This window comes from Paraburkholderia sp. Ac-20347, assembly GCF_017104805.1.
Lineage (GTDB): Bacteria > Pseudomonadota > Gammaproteobacteria > Burkholderiales > Burkholderiaceae > Paraburkholderia > Paraburkholderia tropica.
Genome location: NZ_JAAGPN010000063.1, coordinates 20,403 through 38,708 on the forward strand (window position 1 = coordinate 20,403; position 18,306 = coordinate 38,708).

Sequence of the window (18,306 nt, forward strand, 5' to 3'; positions counted from 1 at the left end):
GCCCGGCGCTCGCCGTATGTGGACTTCGGCATGTCGAATGCGCGGGCGTGTTGCCCGCGCATCTCGCCGTTATTTACTCGCAGAGACCAGGTACGTGAGCGTTGCGCCGCTGTCCCAGTAGCGTTGGGCATCGATCAGCGTGCGCAATTCGCTTTGGCTCTCCGCGCGTTTTGCGTGGATGCCGGCCACGAACGCCTGTGCCTCGACGTCATGCAGCGCCGCGACCCAATTGTCGACCTGGCTTTCCCACAACGCCGCGCGAGCATCGTCGTTCGCCGCATTCAATTCAGCCAGATTCACGCGCGTTTCGTGGTCGTCGTAAGGCGGCAAGATTGGCGCGGCTTTATCCGAGAGCCAGGTTTGAATGCCGGTTAACCCGGCGAGTTGAAACAAACGCGGCAGGCGGTCGCCGAGCGATAACACGCCTTCTCCGGCCGCGCGCTTGCCGTGCTCGCACAGCAGCGCATAACGAAACGCGTCACAAAGCTCGTCGATCGACCGGTCGGTGGTCGTCGCGTTCGCCAGGGCGGCCTGCACCAGATTGCAGGGTTCGGCGCAGATCACGATGCCGCCGGGCCGCACGACGCGGCGCATTTCGCGAAGGGCGGCGAGCGGATCGGCGAGATGGATCAGTACGGTCTGGCAGGTCACGACGTCGAAGCTGTCGTTGGCGAAGGGCAACGCTTGCGCATCGCCTTGTCGAAACGCGACGCTCGCGCCGTATGCTGCGAATGCCGATGCAATGGCAGTGTCGCCCGCCGCCCATTTGACATCGCGATCGAGCGCGCTCACGTGCGCGCCTCGCGCCATGCGCGGCGCGAGCAATCGACTCCAGTGACATTGGCCGCAGCCGATATCCAGCAGACTGTGACGATGAGCGAGTCGCCAGCGTTGGGCCATCAAGTCGAGAAAATCGGCGTTCCACCAGTAGTCGCGATAAGCGCCGAACCATTCTTCGGAATGGGCGAGCTGCGGAGAGGGCGCGAGCGCGCCTGTGTCCGGATTGAGTTCCATGGATCAATTCCCTGTTCGTGCAAAACCAGCCGCACCCGTGAGGGTTGCGGCGACATGAGGTAGTGCGGGACGAGTAGGGATTTACATGGGATCGGGGCGGGAATGGCGGTCGTTATCAATTCATTGCGTGGGCGTCAGCGCGTGGAGCACTTCAAAGCGCTCGCAGACGATCGGCATGGTCTCATCCGCCGCGCGGCCGATTCGCCTGCATTCTTCGCTGAAGAAGCGCCAATGTTCGTTTTGCCAGTACGTGAGCGAGAGATCGCCTTCTCCTTCGCTGGCCGCGAAATCCGCCGTCACGCAATCGAACGGCGTGATGTCGACTCGCGTGGTCCGGAGGATCAAGGCGGGAGAGCCCTGCCAGTCGAGGACGATTTCGACGTCGCCCGTTCTGGGAAGCGTTTCGTTGTCGAAGTCCCAAGACCAGAGCAGGCTGGACGTCGCGCGCTTCGTGCCGGCGACGATCAGGTCGATCAGCGAATTGGAAAGCGCTTCGGAGTCGCCGAAGCCACCTAGACGAATATCGCCGTCGGGCAACTGAATGCCGCGAGCAGCCAACTCGGCGATGATCTTCCTTACATTTTCCTTCACTTAATGCTCCTGGCGAGAGAGCATCGTATCCCGACAAATTAAGCGTGGGTGATCTGAGAGGGCGCAGATGCAGTCGTTTGGCGGAGTCGATTTCCCTGGTAATCCTGAGTAATTGGCTGATCGGCTCAAATAGCCAGCGGACCGGATTGCCGTCGCCCAAGGTTCCGCCCGGAAACGCCGCAAGGCATGTCCGCGGATCGCGCATTCTTCCAGCGTAAATGGCGACTCGCAACCGCCGCCGACCGTCGCCCCACCATCCACCAGCGCTTGACCAAAGCAGGCTGCGACGCCGAATCTGCAATTGCCGCACTGCACAAATACGCGGGTTCGCTGGCGCGTCCGCGACGAAATTGCCATACTGGAGGGCCGCCGACCATTACGGGCGCATTTTTCCTGCTTTTTTACACGCCATGAACAAGACTGCCACTCCCCAGCCCGAGTTTACCCTCGAACGCCACCCGCAGCCGACGTCCGCCGACGCCATCACCGCGTTGTTAGCTGACCCCGTATTCGGCAAGGTGTTTACGGACCACATGGTCACGATCCGCTGGAAGGAAGGCCTCGGCTGGCATGACGCGAAAGTCGGTCCCCGCCGTGCTTTCGAAATCGATCCGGCCTGCGCGGTGCTGCATTACGCCCAGGAAATCTTCGAAGGCATGAAGGCTTACCGCCGCGAAAACGGCGAAATTTCGCTGTTCCGCCCGCAGGAAAACGCCAAGCGCTTCCAGGCTTCGGCAAGCCGCATGTCGATGCCGGAACTGCCGGAGGACCTGTTCGTCGGCGCCGTGGAAGCGCTCGTCGACATCGATCGCGCCTGGGTGCCGGGCGGCGAAGGCAGCAGCCTGTATCTGCGTCCGTTCATGTTCGCCATCGAGAACTATCTGGGCGTGCGCGCCGCGTCGGAGTTCCTGTTCTGCGTGATCGCGTGCCCGGTCGGCCCCTATTTCAAGTCGGGCAAGTCGGCCGTCACGGTCTGGGCGTCGGACAACTACACGCGCGCTGCGCCGGGCGGCACGGGCGCGGCCAAGTGCGGCGGCAACTATGCGGCCAGCCTGATCGCGCAGACGGAAGCGTCGTCGCACGGCTGCGACCAGGTGGTCTTCCTGGACGCCGCCTCGCATCGCTGGATCGAGGAACTCGGTGGCATGAACATCTTCTTCGTCATGGACGACAATTCGCTGCGCACGCCGCCGCTGTCGGGCACGATCCTGCCCGGCATCACGCGCGCGTCGATCATCGAACTGGCGCGCGCCGAGGGCTTCACGGTCAATGAAGCGCCGTATGCGTTCGACGAATGGCAGGCCGATGCGGCTTCGGGCCGCGTCAAGGAAACCTTCGCCTGCGGCACCGCGGCGGTCGTTACGGCGATCGGCGCCGTGCGTCACGCGGGCGGCGAGTTCAAGATCGGCGACGGCGGCGAAGGCGCGGTCACGCGCCAGCTGCGCACGCTGCTCACCGATATCCAGCGCGGCAAGGCGCCGGATTCGCGCGGCTGGGTGCGCACGGTCGAAGCACAGCCTGTGACCGCCGCGCAGTAAGACAGCGTTGTCGAGCCGCCCGTTAAGGCGGTCAAGCAAAGCGGCGCTCCAGGAGCGCCGCTTTTGCGTTTACGCGCGGCAAAACCCCGCGTCAGATATGAATCCCGCCCGCGACTTCGATACGCTGGGCGTTCACCCAGCCGAAATCGTTCGACAGCAGCCCGGCGACCACCGGTCCCACGTCCTGTGGCAGTCCGGCGCGGCCGAGCGCCGTGTGATCGGCGACCGCCTTGTTGACTTCCGGATTGTCGCGGACCATGCCGCCGCTGAAATCGGTGGCGATCGCGCCGGGCGCGACCACGTTGACCGCGATGCGGCGCGGCCCCAGTTCGAGCGCCATATAGCGCGTGAGCGCTTCGACGGCGGCCTTCATCGGACCGTAGACGGCGCGATTCGGAAACGCAAAGCGCGCCAGCCCCGACGAGATATTGACGATGCGGCCGCCGTCGTTCATCAGCGGCAGCAGCTTCTGCGTCAGCAGGAACACGCCCTTGAAGTGGACGGCGAACTGCGCGTCGAGTTCGGCTTCCGTCGCGGAGGCAAAGCTCGCGGCGGACGACGTGCCCGCGTTGTTCACCAGATAGTCGAAGCGCTGGGCGCCCATCGCGCCGAGCGTGTCGCGCACCTGCGCGGCGAACGCGTCGAACCCGGCCGCCACGCCGGTGTCGAGCCGAAGCGCCACGCCGGGCGCGCCGGCTTCCTTCGTCAGTGCGACCACGGCCTGCGCTTCCTGCTCGTTCGAGCGGTACGTGAAGATCGAGCGAACGCCGCGCGCCGCGAGGCGCAACACGGTATCGCGGCCGATGCCGCGGCTGCCGCCGGTGACGATCGCAATCGGGCCGGAAAGGGTTTGAGTCGTCTGTGACATGGTTTTCCTCTCACCATCAGTCAATGTGTACCGTGATTTTATGAACGCGAGCGGGGGCGCTTGAATGCCGAAACGCGCCTGATTTCTGCCTGATTGTGCTCGGGCGGAGTATGCTCGGCGCACGCTGCCCGTCCACTTTCTCCGTCATCGCCTCGATCTATGTCCGCTCCGCTCGCCGCGGCGATGCTGCGCTACACGCAGCGTCAGACCGCGCAAAGTCCCTACGCCACGGCCATCGACGGCGTGCTCATTCTTCGCTCCGATCACCCGACGCCGCCGTCCTACCGGCTCGCGAGTCCGGCCATGTGCATCGTCGCGCAGGGCGCGAAATGGGCGACGTTCGGCGGCAGCCAGCTCGAATATCGCGCGGGCCAGGCGCTGGTGGTCGGCGTGGAAGCGCCGTCGCTCGGCCGCGTGTTCGAGGCGCGGCCCGACGAGCCCTGCCTCGTGCTGATCGTCGAACTCGATCTGGGCGAACTGCGCAGCGTGGTCGAGCAGATGCCGCGCCCGCCCGTCGCTGCCTCGCAGACTGCGCGCGGCGTGCTGGTGACCGATTTCGACGGCCCGCTCGCCGACTGCGCGCTGCGCCTCGTGCGCCTGCTCGACACGCCCGAGGCGGTTCCGACCGTCGCGCCGCTGATCCGGCGCGAGATGAGCTACTGGTTGCTGGCCGGGCCGCACGGCGGCGAGGTGGCGCGCTTCGCGCTCGCGGACAGCCCCTCGCAACGCGTGATGAACGCGATCCGCTCGCTGCGCCAGCGCTACGCCGCGCCGATTCACGTCGACGAACTCGCCTCGGTCGCGCAACTGAGCCGCTCGGCGTTTCATCGGCAATTCAAGGCGCTGACCTCGCTGACGCCGGTTCAGTATCAGAAGCAGTTGCGCTTGCTGGAGGCGCGCCGGCTGATGCTGTCGCAGGCGATCGGCGTCGAGGCGGCGGCGTTCGCGGTCGGCTATGAAAGCGCGTCGCAGTTCAGCCGCGAGTACGCGCGCATGTTCGGCGCGCCGCCCAGCCGCGACACGAAGCAGTTGCGGCCCGCACTCGAAGCGGGCTGAGCCAGATATCGCTTGCACGATTTACTGCTCCGTATATATGATTCGTATACGTTTCATATATACGGAGCAGCAAAGTGGGCATTGTCAATATCGACGACGATCTGCACGACCAGATCCGCAAGGCGAGTGGCGTGTCGTGCCGGTCGATCAACGCGCAGGCGGCGTTCTGGATCAAGGTCGGCATGTTGTGCGAAATGAATCCGACGACGCCGTTCAACGAGATCGTCGCGCGCGAACTGCGCGCCGCGGGCGTGGCGGCGGAAGCGCTCAAGGTGGCGTCGGCGTGACGAAGCGGCCCGAGGAAATCGCGCTGATGGCGGAGTCGGGCAAATTGCTCGCGGACGTGTTCGCGCGTTTGGACCGGCTGAGCCTGATCGGCATGCCGACGATGGCGGTGAACGATCTCGTCGACGGTCTCATCGTCAACGAACTCAAGGCGCGGCCGGCCAGCAAGGGGCAGTACGGCTACGCCTACGCGCTCAATGCGTCGCGCAATCATGTGGTGTGCCACGGCGTGCCGTCCGCGAGCGAGATCCTGCAAAGCGGCGACATCGTCAACTTCGACATCACGCTGGAGAAGAACGGCTATATCGCCGATTCCAGCAAGACTTATCTGGTCGGCGAAGTGTCGCCGCTCGCGAAACGCCTCGTGGATGTGACTTACGAGGCGATGTGGAAGGGCATTCGCGCGGTGCGTCCGGGCGCCACGCTCGGCGACGTGGGGCATGCGATCGAGCGGCACGCGCGGCGCAACGGCTATGCGGTCGTGCGGGAGTATTGCGGGCACGGCATTGGCCGCGAAATGCACGAAGATCCGCAGGTGCTGCACTGGGGCCGGCCGCGCACGGGGCTGACGCTGCGCGAAGGCATGGTCTTCACCATCGAGCCGATGCTCAACCAGGGCCGCGCCGCCGTCGAGACCGAGGACGACGGCTGGACGGTCGTGACGCGCGACGGAAAACTGTCCGCGCAGTTCGAGCACACGGTTGCGGTGACGCGCAACGGCGTGCGCGTGCTGACGTTGCGGCCGGGCGAACGCGTGGTCAACTGAGTCGCAACTGCGTGGCGTTTACTCACGCGCCGCGCCATCAAAATCTTTCGTGCTGTTACCTGCTTCATCCGGCCGCGGCGTCTCGCCGCGCGCCGCACGCTCGTCTCCATCCGCCGCAAACGCCGACACCACTGGCCGAAGGCAAGACCGCACTCGTCCTCGAAGACCCATCCCCAGCGTGCTGTCGCTCGCCCATCGCGCCGCGCATTCCCCCCAGCGTCGGGAGGGAGACTTCTAGTAAATGAGAATCATTGCTATTATGGCGGGGATCAAAACGAGCAATTCGGACGCGGATGCCTGCGAGGGTGAATGAACATGACGGCGACTGATCTGAACTGGGTGCGCCTGTGCGACGAGCACGGCAGGGTGGTTCGGGAGTTGGGGCGGGCGCAACGGCGCGCGTCGGCCGTTATCGACGCGCAGGCGCAGAGAATCGCGGCGCTCGAAGCCCAGGCGATGCAATTGCGGGCCGCCGTGGTGATCCGCGAAACTGCGCTAGCCTGGACGCGCGACGAATTGCACGACGTGAAAACGGCGATCGCGGGGTTGCCGAAGCGCCTCGCGCTCGCCCAGCAGGTGCGCGTGCTCGAAGCGAGAGTGCACGCGCTGATGCGCCGTCCGCCCGAAGCGCAACGCGCGCCGGTCGCCGCCTCGAACGCTTCGAACGCCTCAAGCGCTGCGCACGAGCGGACGACGGTCGCGTCGCCGACCGACCGCAGACGCGTCGTCATGTGGATCGCGCAGGACCGCGAAACCGCCCAGCATGCCGATGAAACCGCGCGCACCGAACGGGCGCTCGCGGAGAGCGGCGTGCGTCTCGTGCGCACGAACGCGGCCAGTGCGGAACAGCTCAAAGCGGGCCTCGCCGACGCCGATCTCGTCATCTGTCAGGCCGGCTGCGTGAGTCACGGCGACTGGTGGCGCGTGAAGGATTACTGCGCCCGAACGGGCAAGCAATGCATTCTGGTCGAGCACCCCGACGCGCTCGGACGCGTGACGACATCCAGAAATACGGCATCGGTCGATAACGCCGACTAGCCACTGCCAAAAACTTGATCTCTATCAATACGCCCCTCGGAATACTGATTAAAGGTTCCGGGTGCGCGGCGCGCCGCCCAAATGGGCCGCGCCGCAATCGTATGATTGCCGCCCGCGCGTTCGTAACGCGCCCACGCGACTGGCGTTGGCGGCCTGCTTCTTATTAATAATCGAGGTAATTCGAACTATGACTGCACCTGTCCAGCCTATACCGCCAGGTGATCCGCTGCCGCACCGCAAGATCCTGCGCTCGTGGCTTGTTTCGCTGTCGGGACGCACGACGGTCTATCCCATCGTCCTCCTGCTGATCGACTATGCGATCTTCGCCGCGCTGATCGCGCTCGTGGTGTTCGCGCGCAGTCTCTGGCTCAAGTTCGCCGGCGCGCTGCTTTCGGGCTTCGTGATCGGCCGTCTGTTCATCATCGGACACGACGCGTGCCATCAGAGCCTCACGCCGCGCCGCACGCTCAACAAATGGCTCGGCCGCATCGCGTTCCTGCCGTCGCTCACGCCGTACAGCCTCTGGGAAGTCGGGCATAACGTCGTGCATCACGGCTATACGAACCTCAAGGGTTTCGATTTCATCTGGGCGCCGCTGAGCCTCGCGGAATTCCGCGCGCTGTCGGCACCGCGCCGCATGATGGAGCGCATCTATCGCAGCGGCTGGGGCCCCGGGCTCTACTACATGATCGAGATCTGGTGGCGTCGCATGTTCTTCCCGACCAAGGCCGCCATGCCGACGCGCCGCCCGGTGTTCTTCCGCGATTGCTGCCTCGTCGCCGTGTATGCCGTGTTCTGGCTCGGCGGCCTGATCGCGGCCGCGCTCGCGACGGGGCAATCGGTGTTCGTGCTGCTGGTGTTCGGATTCGCCGTGCCGTTCCTGTTCTGGTGCTCGATGATCGGCTTCGTCGTCTACGTGCATCACACGCATGCGCGCGTGCGCTGGTACGACGACCGCACGGCGTGGGCGAACGCGCAGCCGTTCATCTCGACCACCGTGCATTTGACGTTCAAATGGCGTTTCGGCGCGCTGATGCATCACATCATGGAGCACACCGCGCACCATCTCGACATGAGCATTCCGCTGTACCGGCTGGAAGAGGCGCAATCGACGCTCGAAACGTTGCTGCCCGAGCGCATCGTGATTCAGCCGTTCTCGTGGCGCTGGTATTTTTCGACGGCGCAGCACTGCAAGCTCTACGATTTCAGCACGCAACAGTGGACGGATTACCAGGGCCGCGCGTATTCGTGAGTATTCGTGATGTGAGTTCCAGGTAGCGCCAAACGAAAAAGCGGCGCGCGCCATCGAGGCGCGCGCCGCTTTTTTTGCATCGACGCCAACTGCGTTTATACGCTGCTCAGTCCCGGCAGCGCAATGCCCAGAGTCTGCAGCAGCAACACCGCGTTCAGCACCAGAACGACGCCCGTGGCGGCGATCGCCGCGATATCGGTGAAGCGTCCGTTGGCGAATTCGCCCATGATGTCGCGGCGGCGCGTGAAGCAGACCAGCGCGATCATCGGCACCGGCAGCGCGAACGACAGCACGACCTGGCTGACGATCAGCGCTTGCGTCGCGTTCACGCCGAGCGCGACGACCACGAACGCGGGCAACATCGTCACGAGTCGACGCAGCCAGACCGGAATGCGAAAGCCGACGAAGCCCTGCATGATCATCTGCCCGGCCATCGTGCCGACGACCGAACTGGACACGCCCGAGCACAGCAGCGAGACGAGAAACAGCGACGCGGCGCCCGCGCCGAGCAGGGGCGTGAGCGTGCGATAGGCGGTGCCGATTTCCGCGATGTCGCTGTGGCTGCCGTGAAACGCGGCGCTCGCCATGACCACCATCGCCATGTTGACGAGCCCGGCCACCGACAGCGCGACGATCACTTCCAGATTCGAAAAGCGCACCAGCAAGCGACGCTCGCGCGCATCGCCGCCGACGATGCGGCTCTGCGTCAGCCCCGAGTGCAGATAGATCGCGTGCGGCATCACCGTCGCGCCGACGATACCCGCCGAGAGGATCAGCGCGCCGCCGCCGGGCATCGACGGAATCAGCGCATGACGCGCGACTTCGCTCCACGCAACGGGCGCGATGAACATCTCGACGAGATAGCACAGGCCGATCACGGCAACGAGCGCGCCGATGGCGATTTCCATCGGCCGGAAGCCGTTTTTCTCGAACAGGAGGATGGCGTAGGTGACGACGGCGGTGATCGCCATGCCGGCGATCAGCGGGAGATTGCAGAGCAGGGCGAGCGCGATTGCGCCGCCGAGGAATTCGGCGAGGTCGGTCGCCATGGCGGCCACTTCGCTCACGACCCACATGGCGAAGACGGCCGGACGCGAGAACTGTTCGCGGCACAGTTCCGCGAGATTGCGGCCGGTGACGATGCCGAGTTTCGCGGACAAACCCTGAAACAGCATCGCCACGAGATTGGCCGCGAGCACCACCCAGAGCAGCGAGTAGCCGAAGCCCGCGCCCGCCTGAATGTTCGTCGCGAAGTTGCCCGGGTCCATGTACGCGATCGACGCGATCACGGCCGGGCCTGCGAACAGCAGCATCGAACGCGGTCCGCGTGGGCCGCCCGCGAGCACTTCGCGGATCGCCGTGGTGGCACGCCCGGTGAGCGTGCAGCTGTCTGTCGCCGTGTTCATCGAGCCTCCCGCATGACGCCGGGCGCCATGCGCGTGTTGCGTGTCGTTATGCGCGTGCGGCGGCGTATCGGCGAGCGACTTCCGCCCAGTCGATGACGTTGTAGAAGGCGCCGATATATTCCGGACGCCGGTTCTGGTACTTGAGGTAGTAGGCGTGTTCCCAGACGTCGAGGCCAAGAATCGGCGTGTTGCCCGACATCAGCCCGGCCATCAGCGGACTGTCCTGATTGCCCGTGCTTTCCACCACGAGCTTGCCCTGAGGGTTCACGCTGAGCCACGCCCAGCCGCTGCCGAAGCGCGTGAGCGCGGCCTTCGTGAAGGCGTCCTTGAACGCCGCGAAGCCGCCCAGATCGGCGTCGATCGCGGCGGCCAGCGCGCCATCGGGCTCGCCGCCGCCGCGCGGCGACATCACGGTCCAGAACAGGCTGTGATTGGCGTGGCCGCCGCCGTTGTTGCGCACCGCCGGACGCAGCGCCTCGGGCAGCGACTCGACGCGCGCGACCAGCGCTTCGACCGGCAGATCCTGAAACTCGGTGCCTTCGAGCGCGGCGTTGAGATTGTTGACGTAGGTCTGATGGTGCTTCGAGTGGTGAATCTCCATCGTGCGGGTATCGATGTGCGGTTCGAGCGCGTCGACCGCATACGGCAGATCCGGCAAAACATAGGACATCGAAAGACTCCTTGCGAGGCTGGCCGCGTGGCGCAGCAAAAAGTTCAGTGGAGGGTCAGTGCTGCGTGGGGCCGTCGACGTTCAACGCCAGGCAGGCGCTACGCAGGACGCGCGTCACGAGCGGATGCTCGCCGTGGCTCGCCACGTGGGCGACGAGCGCAAGGTGCGTTTCGCGGCTGTGGCGCAGCGCGGCCTGGCGCAGCGAGGCGGTTCGGGTGTTGTCGAGGATCAGCGCGATGAGCGCTTCGTGCGCGCGGCAGAGATAGCTGGCGGCCGTGTCGCTGTCGCCTTGATCGAGATGCAGATCGGCGAGGTTGTGACACGAGACGACGAAGGCCGCGACGCAATCCTCCGCGCGCGCGGGCGGCGGTGCGGCAAGCAGTTGACGCGCGATCCACAGCGCTTCCTCGTGGCCCGCAAGCGACGAGGCTGCCCCGGTTTCGCGCGCGGCGGCAATCGCCCGGCGCGTGATCGTTTGCCACTGGGTCAGGCTCGAATCGCGTGCGGACGGGTGGCTGGGAGCAGGCATGGCGTGCCGTTGCATGATCGAGGCTCGTGTAGGTGCCCTTTACGCAGACCGGGTGTCTACGTCGTCAGGATTTGTAAATGATAACCATTATCATTTATTGTGGGCGGAATAACCGGAGCGGCAGTTGGGTTATGTCAGTTTTTGCGGGGACGGAAGGCGATGGACGGAGGGAAGCGGCGCGCTTATGTCGCCGATGCGGCCGATGTGGCTGATGCGCGCCGACGCCGTGGTGCGACGCAGCCCACGTCAGAAACGGCGATCAGGCCTCGATGCTGCCGCTTTGACCGGCGGCGGCGCGTGCGCGGAAGGTGCGCGACGCCAGGTTTCTGAGGCGTGCGAGACCTTTGCGCACGGGGCTGTTGGCCGAAAAGAGCGCGGTCGCGAGCATGATGACGCCGATTAAGCCGGTCGCGATCTGGTCGAGACCGCCGAATCCCGCGAGGATGCCGCCCGCGCCGATGGCGGCCGCGCAGGCCGACAAGGCGTCGATGCGCGCGTGCCAGGCGCTCGCGCTCAGGACGCTCGCCGCGTGGGCGTCGGTATCGGAAACCGACTCGGCGGTCGCACCGAGCCGACGCGCCATGTACTCGCGGATCGCGATCACAGGCAACGCCGCAAGTAGCACCCAGCTTTGCGAGCTTCCGCTTGCCGATGCCGCTGCTGCCGCAGCCGGATCGCCGGAAAACGCGCCCAGGCCCTGCGCGAGAAGCGTCGCGCCCGCGAGCGCGGATAGCGCCGTGCACAACGTGGCCGGCGTCCATGACAGGGCGAGTGCGGGAATCCCGCGCCATTGCCGCAGGCGCAGAAAGAGCGAAGCGAACAGCACCGCGTCGACGAGCAGATCGACGAGCGTATGCGTGCCGTCGGCGATGATTGCCCGCGAGTCCGCGCACCAGCCGATCGTGAGCTGCAGCGCCACCAGCGTGGCGCTCGCGAGGACGCTGAAACGGACGGCGCGCACGGATGCCCGATCGCACACTGGAGTGACGGATTGCATGCGAATCGGAGAGGGGAGTTTTTGTGACCCCCGAGCGTACAAGCCGCTTATGGCATGTTGATGACGGTGGGCGCCGTGGGCCTTATTTGATGTGCGCGCAACAATTCACGCCGCCCGGCTATCGCCATCGTCGTCGCCATCGCTTCAGCTCGCGTCCGCGAACGCCGCCTGCAGAAAATCCATCAGCAGCTTGACGCGCATCGGCACGCGCCGGCCGGCGGGATGCACCAGATGCGTGGGCAGCGAGTCGCGCTGAAACTGCGGCAGCAGCACCTGCACGTCGCCCGTGGCGATCTCCGGCGCGACGACCCACGCCGGCACCTGCGCAACGCCGAGTCCGCTGAGAATGGCCGCGCGAATCTGCTCGGCGTCGCCGGTCGTGAACGGGCCGCGCGGCAGGTAGGCCATCGCCTCGTCGCCCGAGCCGAATATCCACGGACGACGCTCCCGGCCATGCGCGAAGACCACGCACGCGTGCGCGTCGAGGTCGTCGGGATGCGCGGGCGCGGCATGCGTCGCAAGATAGGCGCGGCTCGCCACAAGCACGAACGGCGAGTCGCACAGTTTGCGGGCGATCATCGACGAGTCCTGCATGCGGCCGTGGCGCACGGCGAGATCGATGCCGTCGCCGATCAGATCGACCTGGCGCTCCGAGACCGACATCTGGATTTCCACGTCCGGGTAGCGCTGGAAGAACGCGGGCAGCAGCGGCGTGATGCACAGCCGTCCGTGCACGGGCGAGGTGCTGAGCCGGATCAGGCCGCGTGGCGATTGCTGCCGCACGCCGACCGCCGATTCCGCGAGATCGAAATCGTCGAGCAGCGCCTTGGCCGAGGCGTAAAACGTCTGCCCGGCGTCGGTGACGCTCACGCGGCGCGAGGTGCGCGCGAGCAGCGGCGCGCCCAGATAGCGCTCCAGCGCGCCGATCTGCTTGCTGACGGCCGGTTGCCCCATGCCTTCGGCGCGCGCCACGGCCGTGAAGCTGCCGGTTTCGACCAGCCTGACGAAGAGCCGCATCGCATCGAGTCGATCCACGAGTTTCGTTCCTTTGTCATCGATTCCTGAATGGAATGGATGGTATGTCTATTGCGGCCATTTTCGCAATGGATGCGGGCCGCTAAGGTGGGACTTTTCCCTGGAGGAACAGAACCATGAAAGCGATTTGCGTGACCGCGACGCGGGACCTGGAAGTGCGTGACGTGCCGGCTCCGGCGCAGGCGGCGGCCGGACATGTGGTGATCGAGATGACGGCGTCGGCGATCAATCTCGGCGACAAGACCTTTCTCAAGCGGCCCGCGTCGGTGGGCGTCGCGCTGCCCGCGATGCAGCACGATGTCTGGGGCGCGTCGGGCGCGGGCACGGTGATCGCCGCCGGGGAAGGCGTGCCGTCGCGCTACGTCGGCCGTCAGGTGGCGATCTACCGCTCGCTCGGGCGCAGCGCGCAAAGCGTGGGATTGTGGTCGGAGCGCGCGCAGGTGCCGTACACCAGTTGCCTGATCCTGCCCGACCACGTCGCGGCGCGCGATTACAGCGGCTCGCTCGTCAACGTCATGACGGCGTACGCCTTTATCGAGGAGAGCGTCGCGGCCGGACATCGCGGCATCGTGGTGACGGCGGGGCATTCGGCGACCGGCAATGCGCTGGCCGTGCTCGCGCGCCATCGTGGCCTGCCGGCGATTTTCCTCGTTCGTACTGAAGCGGCGCGCGATGCGCTGCGCGCGGCGGGCGTCGAGCACGTGATCGTGACCGGCGAAGGCTTCACGGCCGAACTCGCCGAACGCGCGGCGACACTCGATGCAACGGCCGTGTTCGACGGCGTCGGCGGCAGTTTGCTCAGCGAAGTCGCCACGGCGTTGCCGGTGAATTCGACCATTTGGTGCTACGGCTTTCTGGACGGCGCGTCGCCGGTCTCGTTTCCGACCGCGCTGGTGATGATGAAGAACCTCGTCATCCGCCGCTTCAGCAATTTCGACAGCGCCACCGTCAAGGATCGCGGGCGGCTGGAGGCCGCGCTGCAGGCGCTGGAAACGGTGATCGACGACCCGATGTTTCGCACGCGCATCGGCGACACGTTCAGTTATGCGCAGATCGAAGCGGCGATGGAGTACGAAGGCGCGGGCGGCGCGAAGGCCGTGCTGGTGCCGTGAGGCCGCGCTCGGTGTTCTGGCGTCGACGCCCGCATCGCCTGGTTGACGGTCGCGGCGTGGCGCCGGTGATCGGCATATTGCTGCTGCTGATGGTTTCAAAGTATTTCTACACGGTCGGCATTAGCAATTATTTGAGTTTTTATTTGACCGGGAAGTCTGGAATTGGCGTGCACTCCGCGCAATTGCATCGTTTCGCGTTTCTCGGCGCGGTCGCGTTGGGCACGCTGATGGGCGGTCGAATGGGAAGCGCAGAAAACGCGTCTGCTGCCGATGGCGATCCTGTTCGCGGCGCTGCTTTGCGAGGTGGACCGCGTGTTATATGCCGGCCATTAACCGAGGCGTTGCAGACGCCAGCGAAAAAGCCGTAAAAACGGCGCGTCATGTAAAAAGCCGTCGCGACCGGGGTGGACGCGACGGAAAGACCTTTTCCGGAGCGGAATCGATCTGGAGGTATCCGCGGCAACCACGCCACGGACACGAAAACGGTAACAGGGCGACGGATGCACGTCCATTTACGTAAATTACGACCGCTTACGTAGCGGATAGGCGCGCGGGTGTCCAGCGATTCATCGCTCTCGTCACCTTATTTGGAGTATTTGGAAATGAAGTGTTGGCTGTAGCGATTTAGCGCAGTTGATGCGGATCTTACCGTCGATTACCGTCTTGGCACGCCGTCATTCATGAACGGCGATACGCTGGAATCTGAGAGACCCACACTGACCGACGAGTTCGCATGCCGCGCTGGCGGCGGGCGGACTCGTTTGTCGCGTTCCTGAAACCGCGTTTCAAAAGCAATCGCCGCGTTAAAGCACGACGCAATCACGCTCGCACGTAATGTTTATGCAAGCCTGTTTCGCCAGTCGGCGTGATTGCGCAAAAATAGTCGCTGCCTTAACATACGCCGGTCGCCGCAATGGTGATCGTAAGCGTTTACGTCAATCAACGCGTAACTGATCGTCAGCCCGTGGCATGGGGCGATGATCCACTACGCCCGATTGCCGCCATGAAACTGCTTTTCGACTTTCTCGTTGTCATATCCGCCTGTGTCCTTTCGTTCGCTATCGATTCCGGTAATTCCGGTCGGTGGGCGAAATCGCGTTCGTTTTCAGCTATTGACGCCGCGTCTTTTCGTCCCAGCGTATCGAGTCGACGTATTTATTCGTCATCCGGATTAACTATTCGAAAGGGATGGGGCATGACTTTTACTCGCATCGATAGCATCGATATTCGCGCCGCGTTGGCCGGAATCGCGTTCGAATCGTTTTATCCGCGTCAGTCGAAACGACGCACCGCTGGAGTCTGAGATTGCAATCGCACATTGAACAAGCGCAGCGCCCGGCAGAGGGGCAAGGATTGCCGGAGCGCCAACGCTGGCTCGTCATGAGCTGCATCCTGCTCGGCATTCTGCTGAGCAACCTCGACAGCGCCATCGCCAATATCGCGCTGCCCACGCTCGTCCGCGAACTCGGGACCAGCGACGCGGCGGTCGTGTGGGTCGTGAACGGTTATCAGCTTGCCGTTGCCGTGTGTCTGCTGCCTGCGGCGGCGCTCGGCGAAATCGTCGGGCACAAGCGCATTTATGCCATCGGGCTGGTGCTGTTTCTGATCGGCTCGGTGTGCTGCGCGAGCGCGCCGTCGCTGTCGTTTCTCGTCGCCGCGCGCGTGCTGCAGGGCGTGGGCGGCGCGTGTCTCGCGGCGCTGGGTCCGGCGCTCGTCAGGTCGATTTATCCGCGTAGTCTGATCGCGCGTGGCTTTGCGTCGATTGCGCTGGTGGTGGCGATGTCGGGCGCGTTGGGCCCGACGGTGGCGGCGCTCATTCTCTCGGTTGCCGCGTGGCCGTGGCTCTTTCTCGTCAACGTGCCGGCCTGCGTCGTGGCGATTCCGCTGTTTCTCGCCGTCGCGCCGCGCGGTCAGGGCGTGGCGCGTCCATTCGATCTGGCGGGCGCGTTGCTCAACGCGATTGCCCTGGGCCTGCTCGTGCTGGGCGTCGATATTCTCGGCCACGATACGGGCCGGGCAATCGCCATGCTGGCGGTGGGCGCGGTGTTCCTGATGGGACTCGTCTGGCATCAAAGCCGGCGTGCGGCGCCGCTGCTGCCGCTGGATCTGCTGCGCATTCCGGTGATTGCGCTCTCGGGCGCGACGTCGGTCTGCTCGTACGCGGCGCAGATCATCGCGTACATCTCGGTTCCGTTTCTGTTGCAGACCTTGCTGCATCGCTCGGCGGTCGAAACGGGCTTGCTGGTGACGCCCTGGCCGCTGCTCGTTGCCGTGGCGGCGCCGATCGCCGGCCGCCTTTCGGCGCGCTATCCGGCGGCGGTGCTCGGCAGCATCGGGCTGGCGGTGCTGGCCTGCGGTCTCGTGTCGCTGGCGATGCTGCCGGCCGCGCCCGGCAACCTCGATATCGCGATCCGCATGGCGATCTGCGGCGCGGGATTCGGCTTCTTCCAGACGCCGAACAACACCACCATGATGACGTCCGGACCGGTCGCGCGCAGCGGCGCGGCGGGCGGACTCGTGGCGGTGGCGCGGACGGTGGGCTGGTGCCTGGGTTCGTCGCTGGTGACGATGCTGTTCCAGCTGAACGTCGCCGACCGGACGACCAAATGCCTCGCCGTGGCGGCGGCCTTCGCGGCGGTGGGCGCGGTCGTCAGCCTCACGCGCGGCTTGACGACGACGGGCGCCCGCGTCCCGACGCGCAGCTAGGCGAATCGCAGCCGGTGTTCAGGCGCGCGCGCGGCCTGGGCACCGATCGCTTCAGTCCGTGATGGCGATGTGCGTGTTGTCGTTGGCGTCGAGCCGGATCTCGTTGACGCGGCCGGCGCGCACGTCGAGCAGCAGTCGGTCGAGCGCCTCGACCTTGGCGGGATCGCGTCCGACCGGCTTGATCAGCGTCGGCGCGCTGCCGCCGCGGGCCGTAGCGTGGGCCTCCAGCAGCAGGTGGATGACTTCCTCGCGGGTCATGAAGATGCGGTTCATGTGATTTCCCCTGTGTGACGACGACGATGGCCGGTTCGCCGGGCGGGCTGCCGCGTCGTGATCCGGTCCGATATCGGGTCTGGTCTTCGTATTTTGTCTGAGGGAATTGTACTCGCGCCCGATGCGATCGGCTGCGGAACTCGACGACGTCGGACGCGGCGTCAACCAGCAAATGTGCGAGTAGCCGCGCGCTCAATGCCCGCTTCGGCATGCCGATGCGCCACCGAGCGGCGAATCGCGGCGACTGAAGCTTTGTGACGGCAGGATTTCGGAAACGCGCATCCACCGACTGCGGCGCGTACCGGCGAGCCGCGCGAGCAACGGCGCCTCGGACACCACGCATTCGACGGGAAAACACGGCGTGCCGCGCGATGCGAGCCACAGCGCGCGCGCCACGCCGTCGATCACCGAAATGTAGGGGCGTGCCGTGGCATGCGCAGCGACGAGGCGAGGCCGCACGCCGCAGCGCACTTCCATGAGCGGCACGGGATCGCTGATGCCGAGCCGGAAACCTTCCTCGGCGAGTTCGATCTTTTCGTTGAACATTGCGTCGTCGCGGCCGCGAGCTGGAAATGCGCGCATTGCGTCGGGCAGGTCGTTGCGCCACAAACCGAATAGCGCATCGCGCCGAACCTCGACGACCGCGCGTTCGTCGTTGCCGAACTCGGTGCGGCTGATGCTCATAAAGACCTCGCCCTGACCGGTCGGGACCTTGAACAGGGCGAGTGTCTGGCCGTTGGCCGCGCGATGCGGACCGAGATAGGTTTGCACGACGATGTCCTGATGAGCGAGGCGGCGACGCGTGCGCGACTCAGCTATACACGGGGAAGCGCGTCGTCAGTTCGGCGACTTGCGCCTTGACGCGCTCGATCGTGGCGGCGTCGTTCGGGGCTTCGAGTACGTCGGCGATCAAGTTGCCTACGCGCTCCGCTTCCTTCACGCCAAAGCCGCGCGTGGTCATCGCCGGCGAGCCCAGACGGATACCGCTCGTGACGAACGGCTTTTCCGGATCGTTCGGGATCGCGTTCTTGTTCACGGTGATATGCGCCGCGCCCAGCACCGCTTCCGCAGCCTTGCCGGTGATGTTCTTCGCGCGCAGATCGACCAGCATCACGTGGCTTTCCGTGCGGCCCGAAACGATACGCAGACCGCGCTTGACCAGCGTTTCAG

The 18,306-nt window shown here is 65.3% G+C and carries 21 protein-coding genes and 1 pseudogene; 11 read left to right on the forward strand and 11 right to left on the reverse strand.

Going from position 1 to position 18,306, the window contains the following annotated elements; all coding sequences use genetic code 11:
- Positions 1 to 69: 69 nt before the first annotated feature.
- Together G3N97_RS14720 and G3N97_RS14725 are read right to left on the reverse strand one after the other, a co-directional pair.
- Entirely contained in the window at positions 70 to 1,014 is a 945-nt protein-coding gene (locus G3N97_RS14720; protein ID WP_205993911.1) for a methyltransferase domain-containing protein, read from the reverse strand.
- A gap of 120 nt (positions 1,015 to 1,134) precedes the next feature.
- Positions 1,135 to 1,551 (reverse strand): ASCH domain-containing protein, encoded by a 417-nt coding sequence (locus G3N97_RS14725; protein ID WP_241030581.1) that lies wholly within the window; start codon positions 1,549 to 1,551, stop codon positions 1,135 to 1,137.
- Between the two features lie 240 nt (positions 1,552 to 1,791).
- Between G3N97_RS14725 and G3N97_RS14730 the strand changes: the two genes are divergently transcribed.
- Positions 1,792 to 2,019: a hypothetical protein gene (locus G3N97_RS14730; RefSeq protein WP_205993915.1), complete on the forward strand. Its 228-nt coding sequence runs from the start codon at positions 1,792 to 1,794 to the stop codon at positions 2,017 to 2,019.
- A complete protein-coding gene (locus G3N97_RS14735) occupies positions 2,016 to 3,143 on the forward strand; it encodes a branched-chain amino acid aminotransferase (RefSeq protein ID WP_205993917.1) in 1,128 nt (375 codons plus the stop codon). Before G3N97_RS14730 ends, G3N97_RS14735 begins: the two co-directional genes overlap by 4 nt.
- A gap of 91 nt (positions 3,144 to 3,234) precedes the next feature.
- Here the strand turns inward: G3N97_RS14735 and G3N97_RS14740 are convergent, their stop codons facing one another.
- On the reverse strand, positions 3,235 to 4,011 hold the full coding sequence (locus G3N97_RS14740; protein WP_205993918.1) for an SDR family oxidoreductase: 777 nt from the start codon (positions 4,009 to 4,011) through the stop codon (positions 3,235 to 3,237).
- A gap of 159 nt (positions 4,012 to 4,170) precedes the next feature.
- On the opposite strand from G3N97_RS14740, the gene G3N97_RS14745 reads away from it, so the two are divergent.
- From G3N97_RS14745 to G3N97_RS14765, 5 genes are all read left to right on the forward strand, one after another.
- Positions 4,171 to 5,067, forward strand: a complete 897-nt coding sequence (locus G3N97_RS14745) for an AraC family transcriptional regulator (protein ID WP_205993919.1) — start codon at positions 4,171 to 4,173, stop codon at positions 5,065 to 5,067.
- A 74-nt stretch (positions 5,068 to 5,141) separates the two neighbouring features.
- Positions 5,142 to 5,354 (forward strand): ParD-like family protein, encoded by a 213-nt coding sequence (locus G3N97_RS14750; protein ID WP_205993920.1) that lies wholly within the window; start codon positions 5,142 to 5,144, stop codon positions 5,352 to 5,354.
- Positions 5,351 to 6,118 (forward strand): type I methionyl aminopeptidase, encoded by a 768-nt coding sequence (gene map / locus G3N97_RS14755; RefSeq protein WP_205993921.1) that lies wholly within the window; start codon positions 5,351 to 5,353, stop codon positions 6,116 to 6,118. The genes G3N97_RS14750 and map overlap by 4 nt, the downstream gene beginning before the upstream one ends.
- Positions 6,119 to 6,433: 315 nt before the next feature.
- On the forward strand, positions 6,434 to 7,156 hold the full coding sequence (locus G3N97_RS39445; RefSeq protein WP_241030582.1) for a DUF2325 domain-containing protein: 723 nt from the start codon (positions 6,434 to 6,436) through the stop codon (positions 7,154 to 7,156).
- Positions 7,157 to 7,343: 187 nt separating this feature from the next.
- The gene (locus tag G3N97_RS14765) at positions 7,344 to 8,408 is read left to right on the forward strand and encodes a fatty acid desaturase (RefSeq protein WP_205993922.1); all 1,065 of its coding nucleotides are present in this window, start codon (positions 7,344 to 7,346) and stop codon (positions 8,406 to 8,408) included.
- A 95-nt stretch (positions 8,409 to 8,503) separates the two neighbouring features.
- On the opposite strand, the gene G3N97_RS14770 is transcribed toward G3N97_RS14765, so the two are convergent.
- The 5 genes from G3N97_RS14770 to G3N97_RS14790 all read right to left on the reverse strand — a co-directional run bounded on the left by G3N97_RS14770 (position 8,504) and on the right by G3N97_RS14790 (position 13,045).
- On the reverse strand, positions 8,504 to 9,814 hold the full coding sequence (locus tag G3N97_RS14770) for an Nramp family divalent metal transporter (RefSeq protein ID WP_205993923.1): 1,311 nt from the start codon (positions 9,812 to 9,814) through the stop codon (positions 8,504 to 8,506).
- Positions 9,815 to 9,860: 46 nt separating this feature from the next.
- The gene (locus tag G3N97_RS14775; protein WP_205993924.1) at positions 9,861 to 10,484 is read right to left on the reverse strand and encodes a superoxide dismutase; all 624 of its coding nucleotides are present in this window, start codon (positions 10,482 to 10,484) and stop codon (positions 9,861 to 9,863) included.
- Positions 10,485 to 10,539: 55 nt separating this feature from the next.
- Positions 10,540 to 11,013, reverse strand: a complete 474-nt coding sequence (locus G3N97_RS14780) for a DUF2753 family protein (protein WP_205993926.1) — start codon at positions 11,011 to 11,013, stop codon at positions 10,540 to 10,542.
- 259 nt (positions 11,014 to 11,272) lie between these two features.
- Positions 11,273 to 11,974: a cation transporter gene (locus tag G3N97_RS14785; protein ID WP_205993927.1), complete on the reverse strand. Its 702-nt coding sequence runs from the start codon at positions 11,972 to 11,974 to the stop codon at positions 11,273 to 11,275.
- 180 nt (positions 11,975 to 12,154) lie between these two features.
- The gene (locus G3N97_RS14790; protein WP_205993928.1) at positions 12,155 to 13,045 is read right to left on the reverse strand and encodes a LysR family transcriptional regulator; all 891 of its coding nucleotides are present in this window, start codon (positions 13,043 to 13,045) and stop codon (positions 12,155 to 12,157) included.
- 116 nt (positions 13,046 to 13,161) lie between these two features.
- On the opposite strand from G3N97_RS14790, the gene G3N97_RS14795 reads away from it, so the two are divergent.
- From G3N97_RS14795 to G3N97_RS14810, 4 genes are all read left to right on the forward strand, one after another.
- Positions 13,162 to 14,157 (forward strand): zinc-binding dehydrogenase, encoded by a 996-nt coding sequence (locus tag G3N97_RS14795; protein WP_205993929.1) that lies wholly within the window; start codon positions 13,162 to 13,164, stop codon positions 14,155 to 14,157.
- Positions 14,158 to 14,213: 56 nt separating this feature from the next.
- Positions 14,214 to 14,525 carry a hypothetical protein gene (locus G3N97_RS14800; protein ID WP_205993930.1) on the forward strand — a complete coding sequence of 104 codons (312 nt, stop codon included), beginning with the start codon at positions 14,214 to 14,216 and terminating at the stop codon, positions 14,523 to 14,525.
- Positions 14,526 to 15,070: 545 nt separating this feature from the next.
- Entirely contained in the window at positions 15,071 to 15,460 is a 390-nt protein-coding gene (locus G3N97_RS14805) for a hypothetical protein (protein ID WP_205993931.1), read from the forward strand.
- A gap of 2 nt (positions 15,461 to 15,462) precedes the next feature.
- Complete coding sequence (locus G3N97_RS14810; protein WP_241030584.1) at positions 15,463 to 16,863, forward strand: MFS transporter; 1,401 nt, start codon at positions 15,463 to 15,465, stop codon at positions 16,861 to 16,863.
- A 51-nt stretch (positions 16,864 to 16,914) separates the two neighbouring features.
- Here the strand turns inward: G3N97_RS14810 and G3N97_RS14815 are convergent, their stop codons facing one another.
- The 3 genes and pseudogenes from G3N97_RS14815 to glyA all read right to left on the reverse strand — a co-directional run.
- Positions 16,915 to 17,136 carry a hypothetical protein gene (locus G3N97_RS14815; RefSeq protein WP_205993937.1) on the reverse strand — a complete coding sequence of 74 codons (222 nt, stop codon included), beginning with the start codon at positions 17,134 to 17,136 and terminating at the stop codon, positions 16,915 to 16,917.
- A 192-nt stretch (positions 17,137 to 17,328) separates the two neighbouring features.
- Positions 17,329 to 17,907 (reverse strand): hypothetical protein, encoded by a 579-nt coding sequence (locus G3N97_RS14820; protein ID WP_205993933.1) that lies wholly within the window; start codon positions 17,905 to 17,907, stop codon positions 17,329 to 17,331.
- A gap of 40 nt (positions 17,908 to 17,947) precedes the next feature.
- Positions 17,948 to 18,306 (reverse strand): annotated as a pseudogene (gene glyA, locus G3N97_RS14825) (serine hydroxymethyltransferase); the annotation flags it as partial.

Excerpts from the sequence above, each read along its gene's own strand:
- G3N97_RS14735 (WP_205993917.1), top strand. The coding sequence starts at position 2,016 with ATGAACAAGACTGCCACTCCCCAGCCCGAGTTTACCCTCGAACGCCAC.
- G3N97_RS14780 (WP_205993926.1), bottom strand. The coding sequence starts at position 11,013 with ATGCCTGCTCCCAGCCACCCGTCCGCACGCGATTCGAGCCTGACCCAG.
- G3N97_RS14815 (WP_205993937.1), bottom strand. The coding sequence starts at position 17,136 with ATGAACCGCATCTTCATGACCCGCGAGGAAGTCATCCACCTGCTGCTG.
- G3N97_RS14745 (WP_205993919.1), top strand. The coding sequence starts at position 4,171 with ATGTCCGCTCCGCTCGCCGCGGCGATGCTGCGCTACACGCAGCGTCAG.
- G3N97_RS14730 (WP_205993915.1), top strand. The coding sequence starts at position 1,792 with ATGTCCGCGGATCGCGCATTCTTCCAGCGTAAATGGCGACTCGCAACC.
- G3N97_RS39445 (WP_241030582.1), top strand. The coding sequence starts at position 6,434 with ATGACGGCGACTGATCTGAACTGGGTGCGCCTGTGCGACGAGCACGGC.
- G3N97_RS14795 (WP_205993929.1), top strand. The coding sequence starts at position 13,162 with ATGAAAGCGATTTGCGTGACCGCGACGCGGGACCTGGAAGTGCGTGAC.
- G3N97_RS14765 (WP_205993922.1), top strand. The coding sequence starts at position 7,344 with ATGACTGCACCTGTCCAGCCTATACCGCCAGGTGATCCGCTGCCGCAC.
- G3N97_RS14720 (WP_205993911.1), bottom strand. The coding sequence starts at position 1,014 with ATGGAACTCAATCCGGACACAGGCGCGCTCGCGCCCTCTCCGCAGCTC.
- G3N97_RS14805 (WP_205993931.1), top strand. The coding sequence starts at position 15,071 with ATGGTGATCGTAAGCGTTTACGTCAATCAACGCGTAACTGATCGTCAG.
- G3N97_RS14770 (WP_205993923.1), bottom strand. The coding sequence starts at position 9,814 with ATGAACACGGCGACAGACAGCTGCACGCTCACCGGGCGTGCCACCACG.
- G3N97_RS14775 (WP_205993924.1), bottom strand. The coding sequence starts at position 10,484 with ATGTCCTATGTTTTGCCGGATCTGCCGTATGCGGTCGACGCGCTCGAA.
- G3N97_RS14740 (WP_205993918.1), bottom strand. The coding sequence starts at position 4,011 with ATGTCACAGACGACTCAAACCCTTTCCGGCCCGATTGCGATCGTCACC.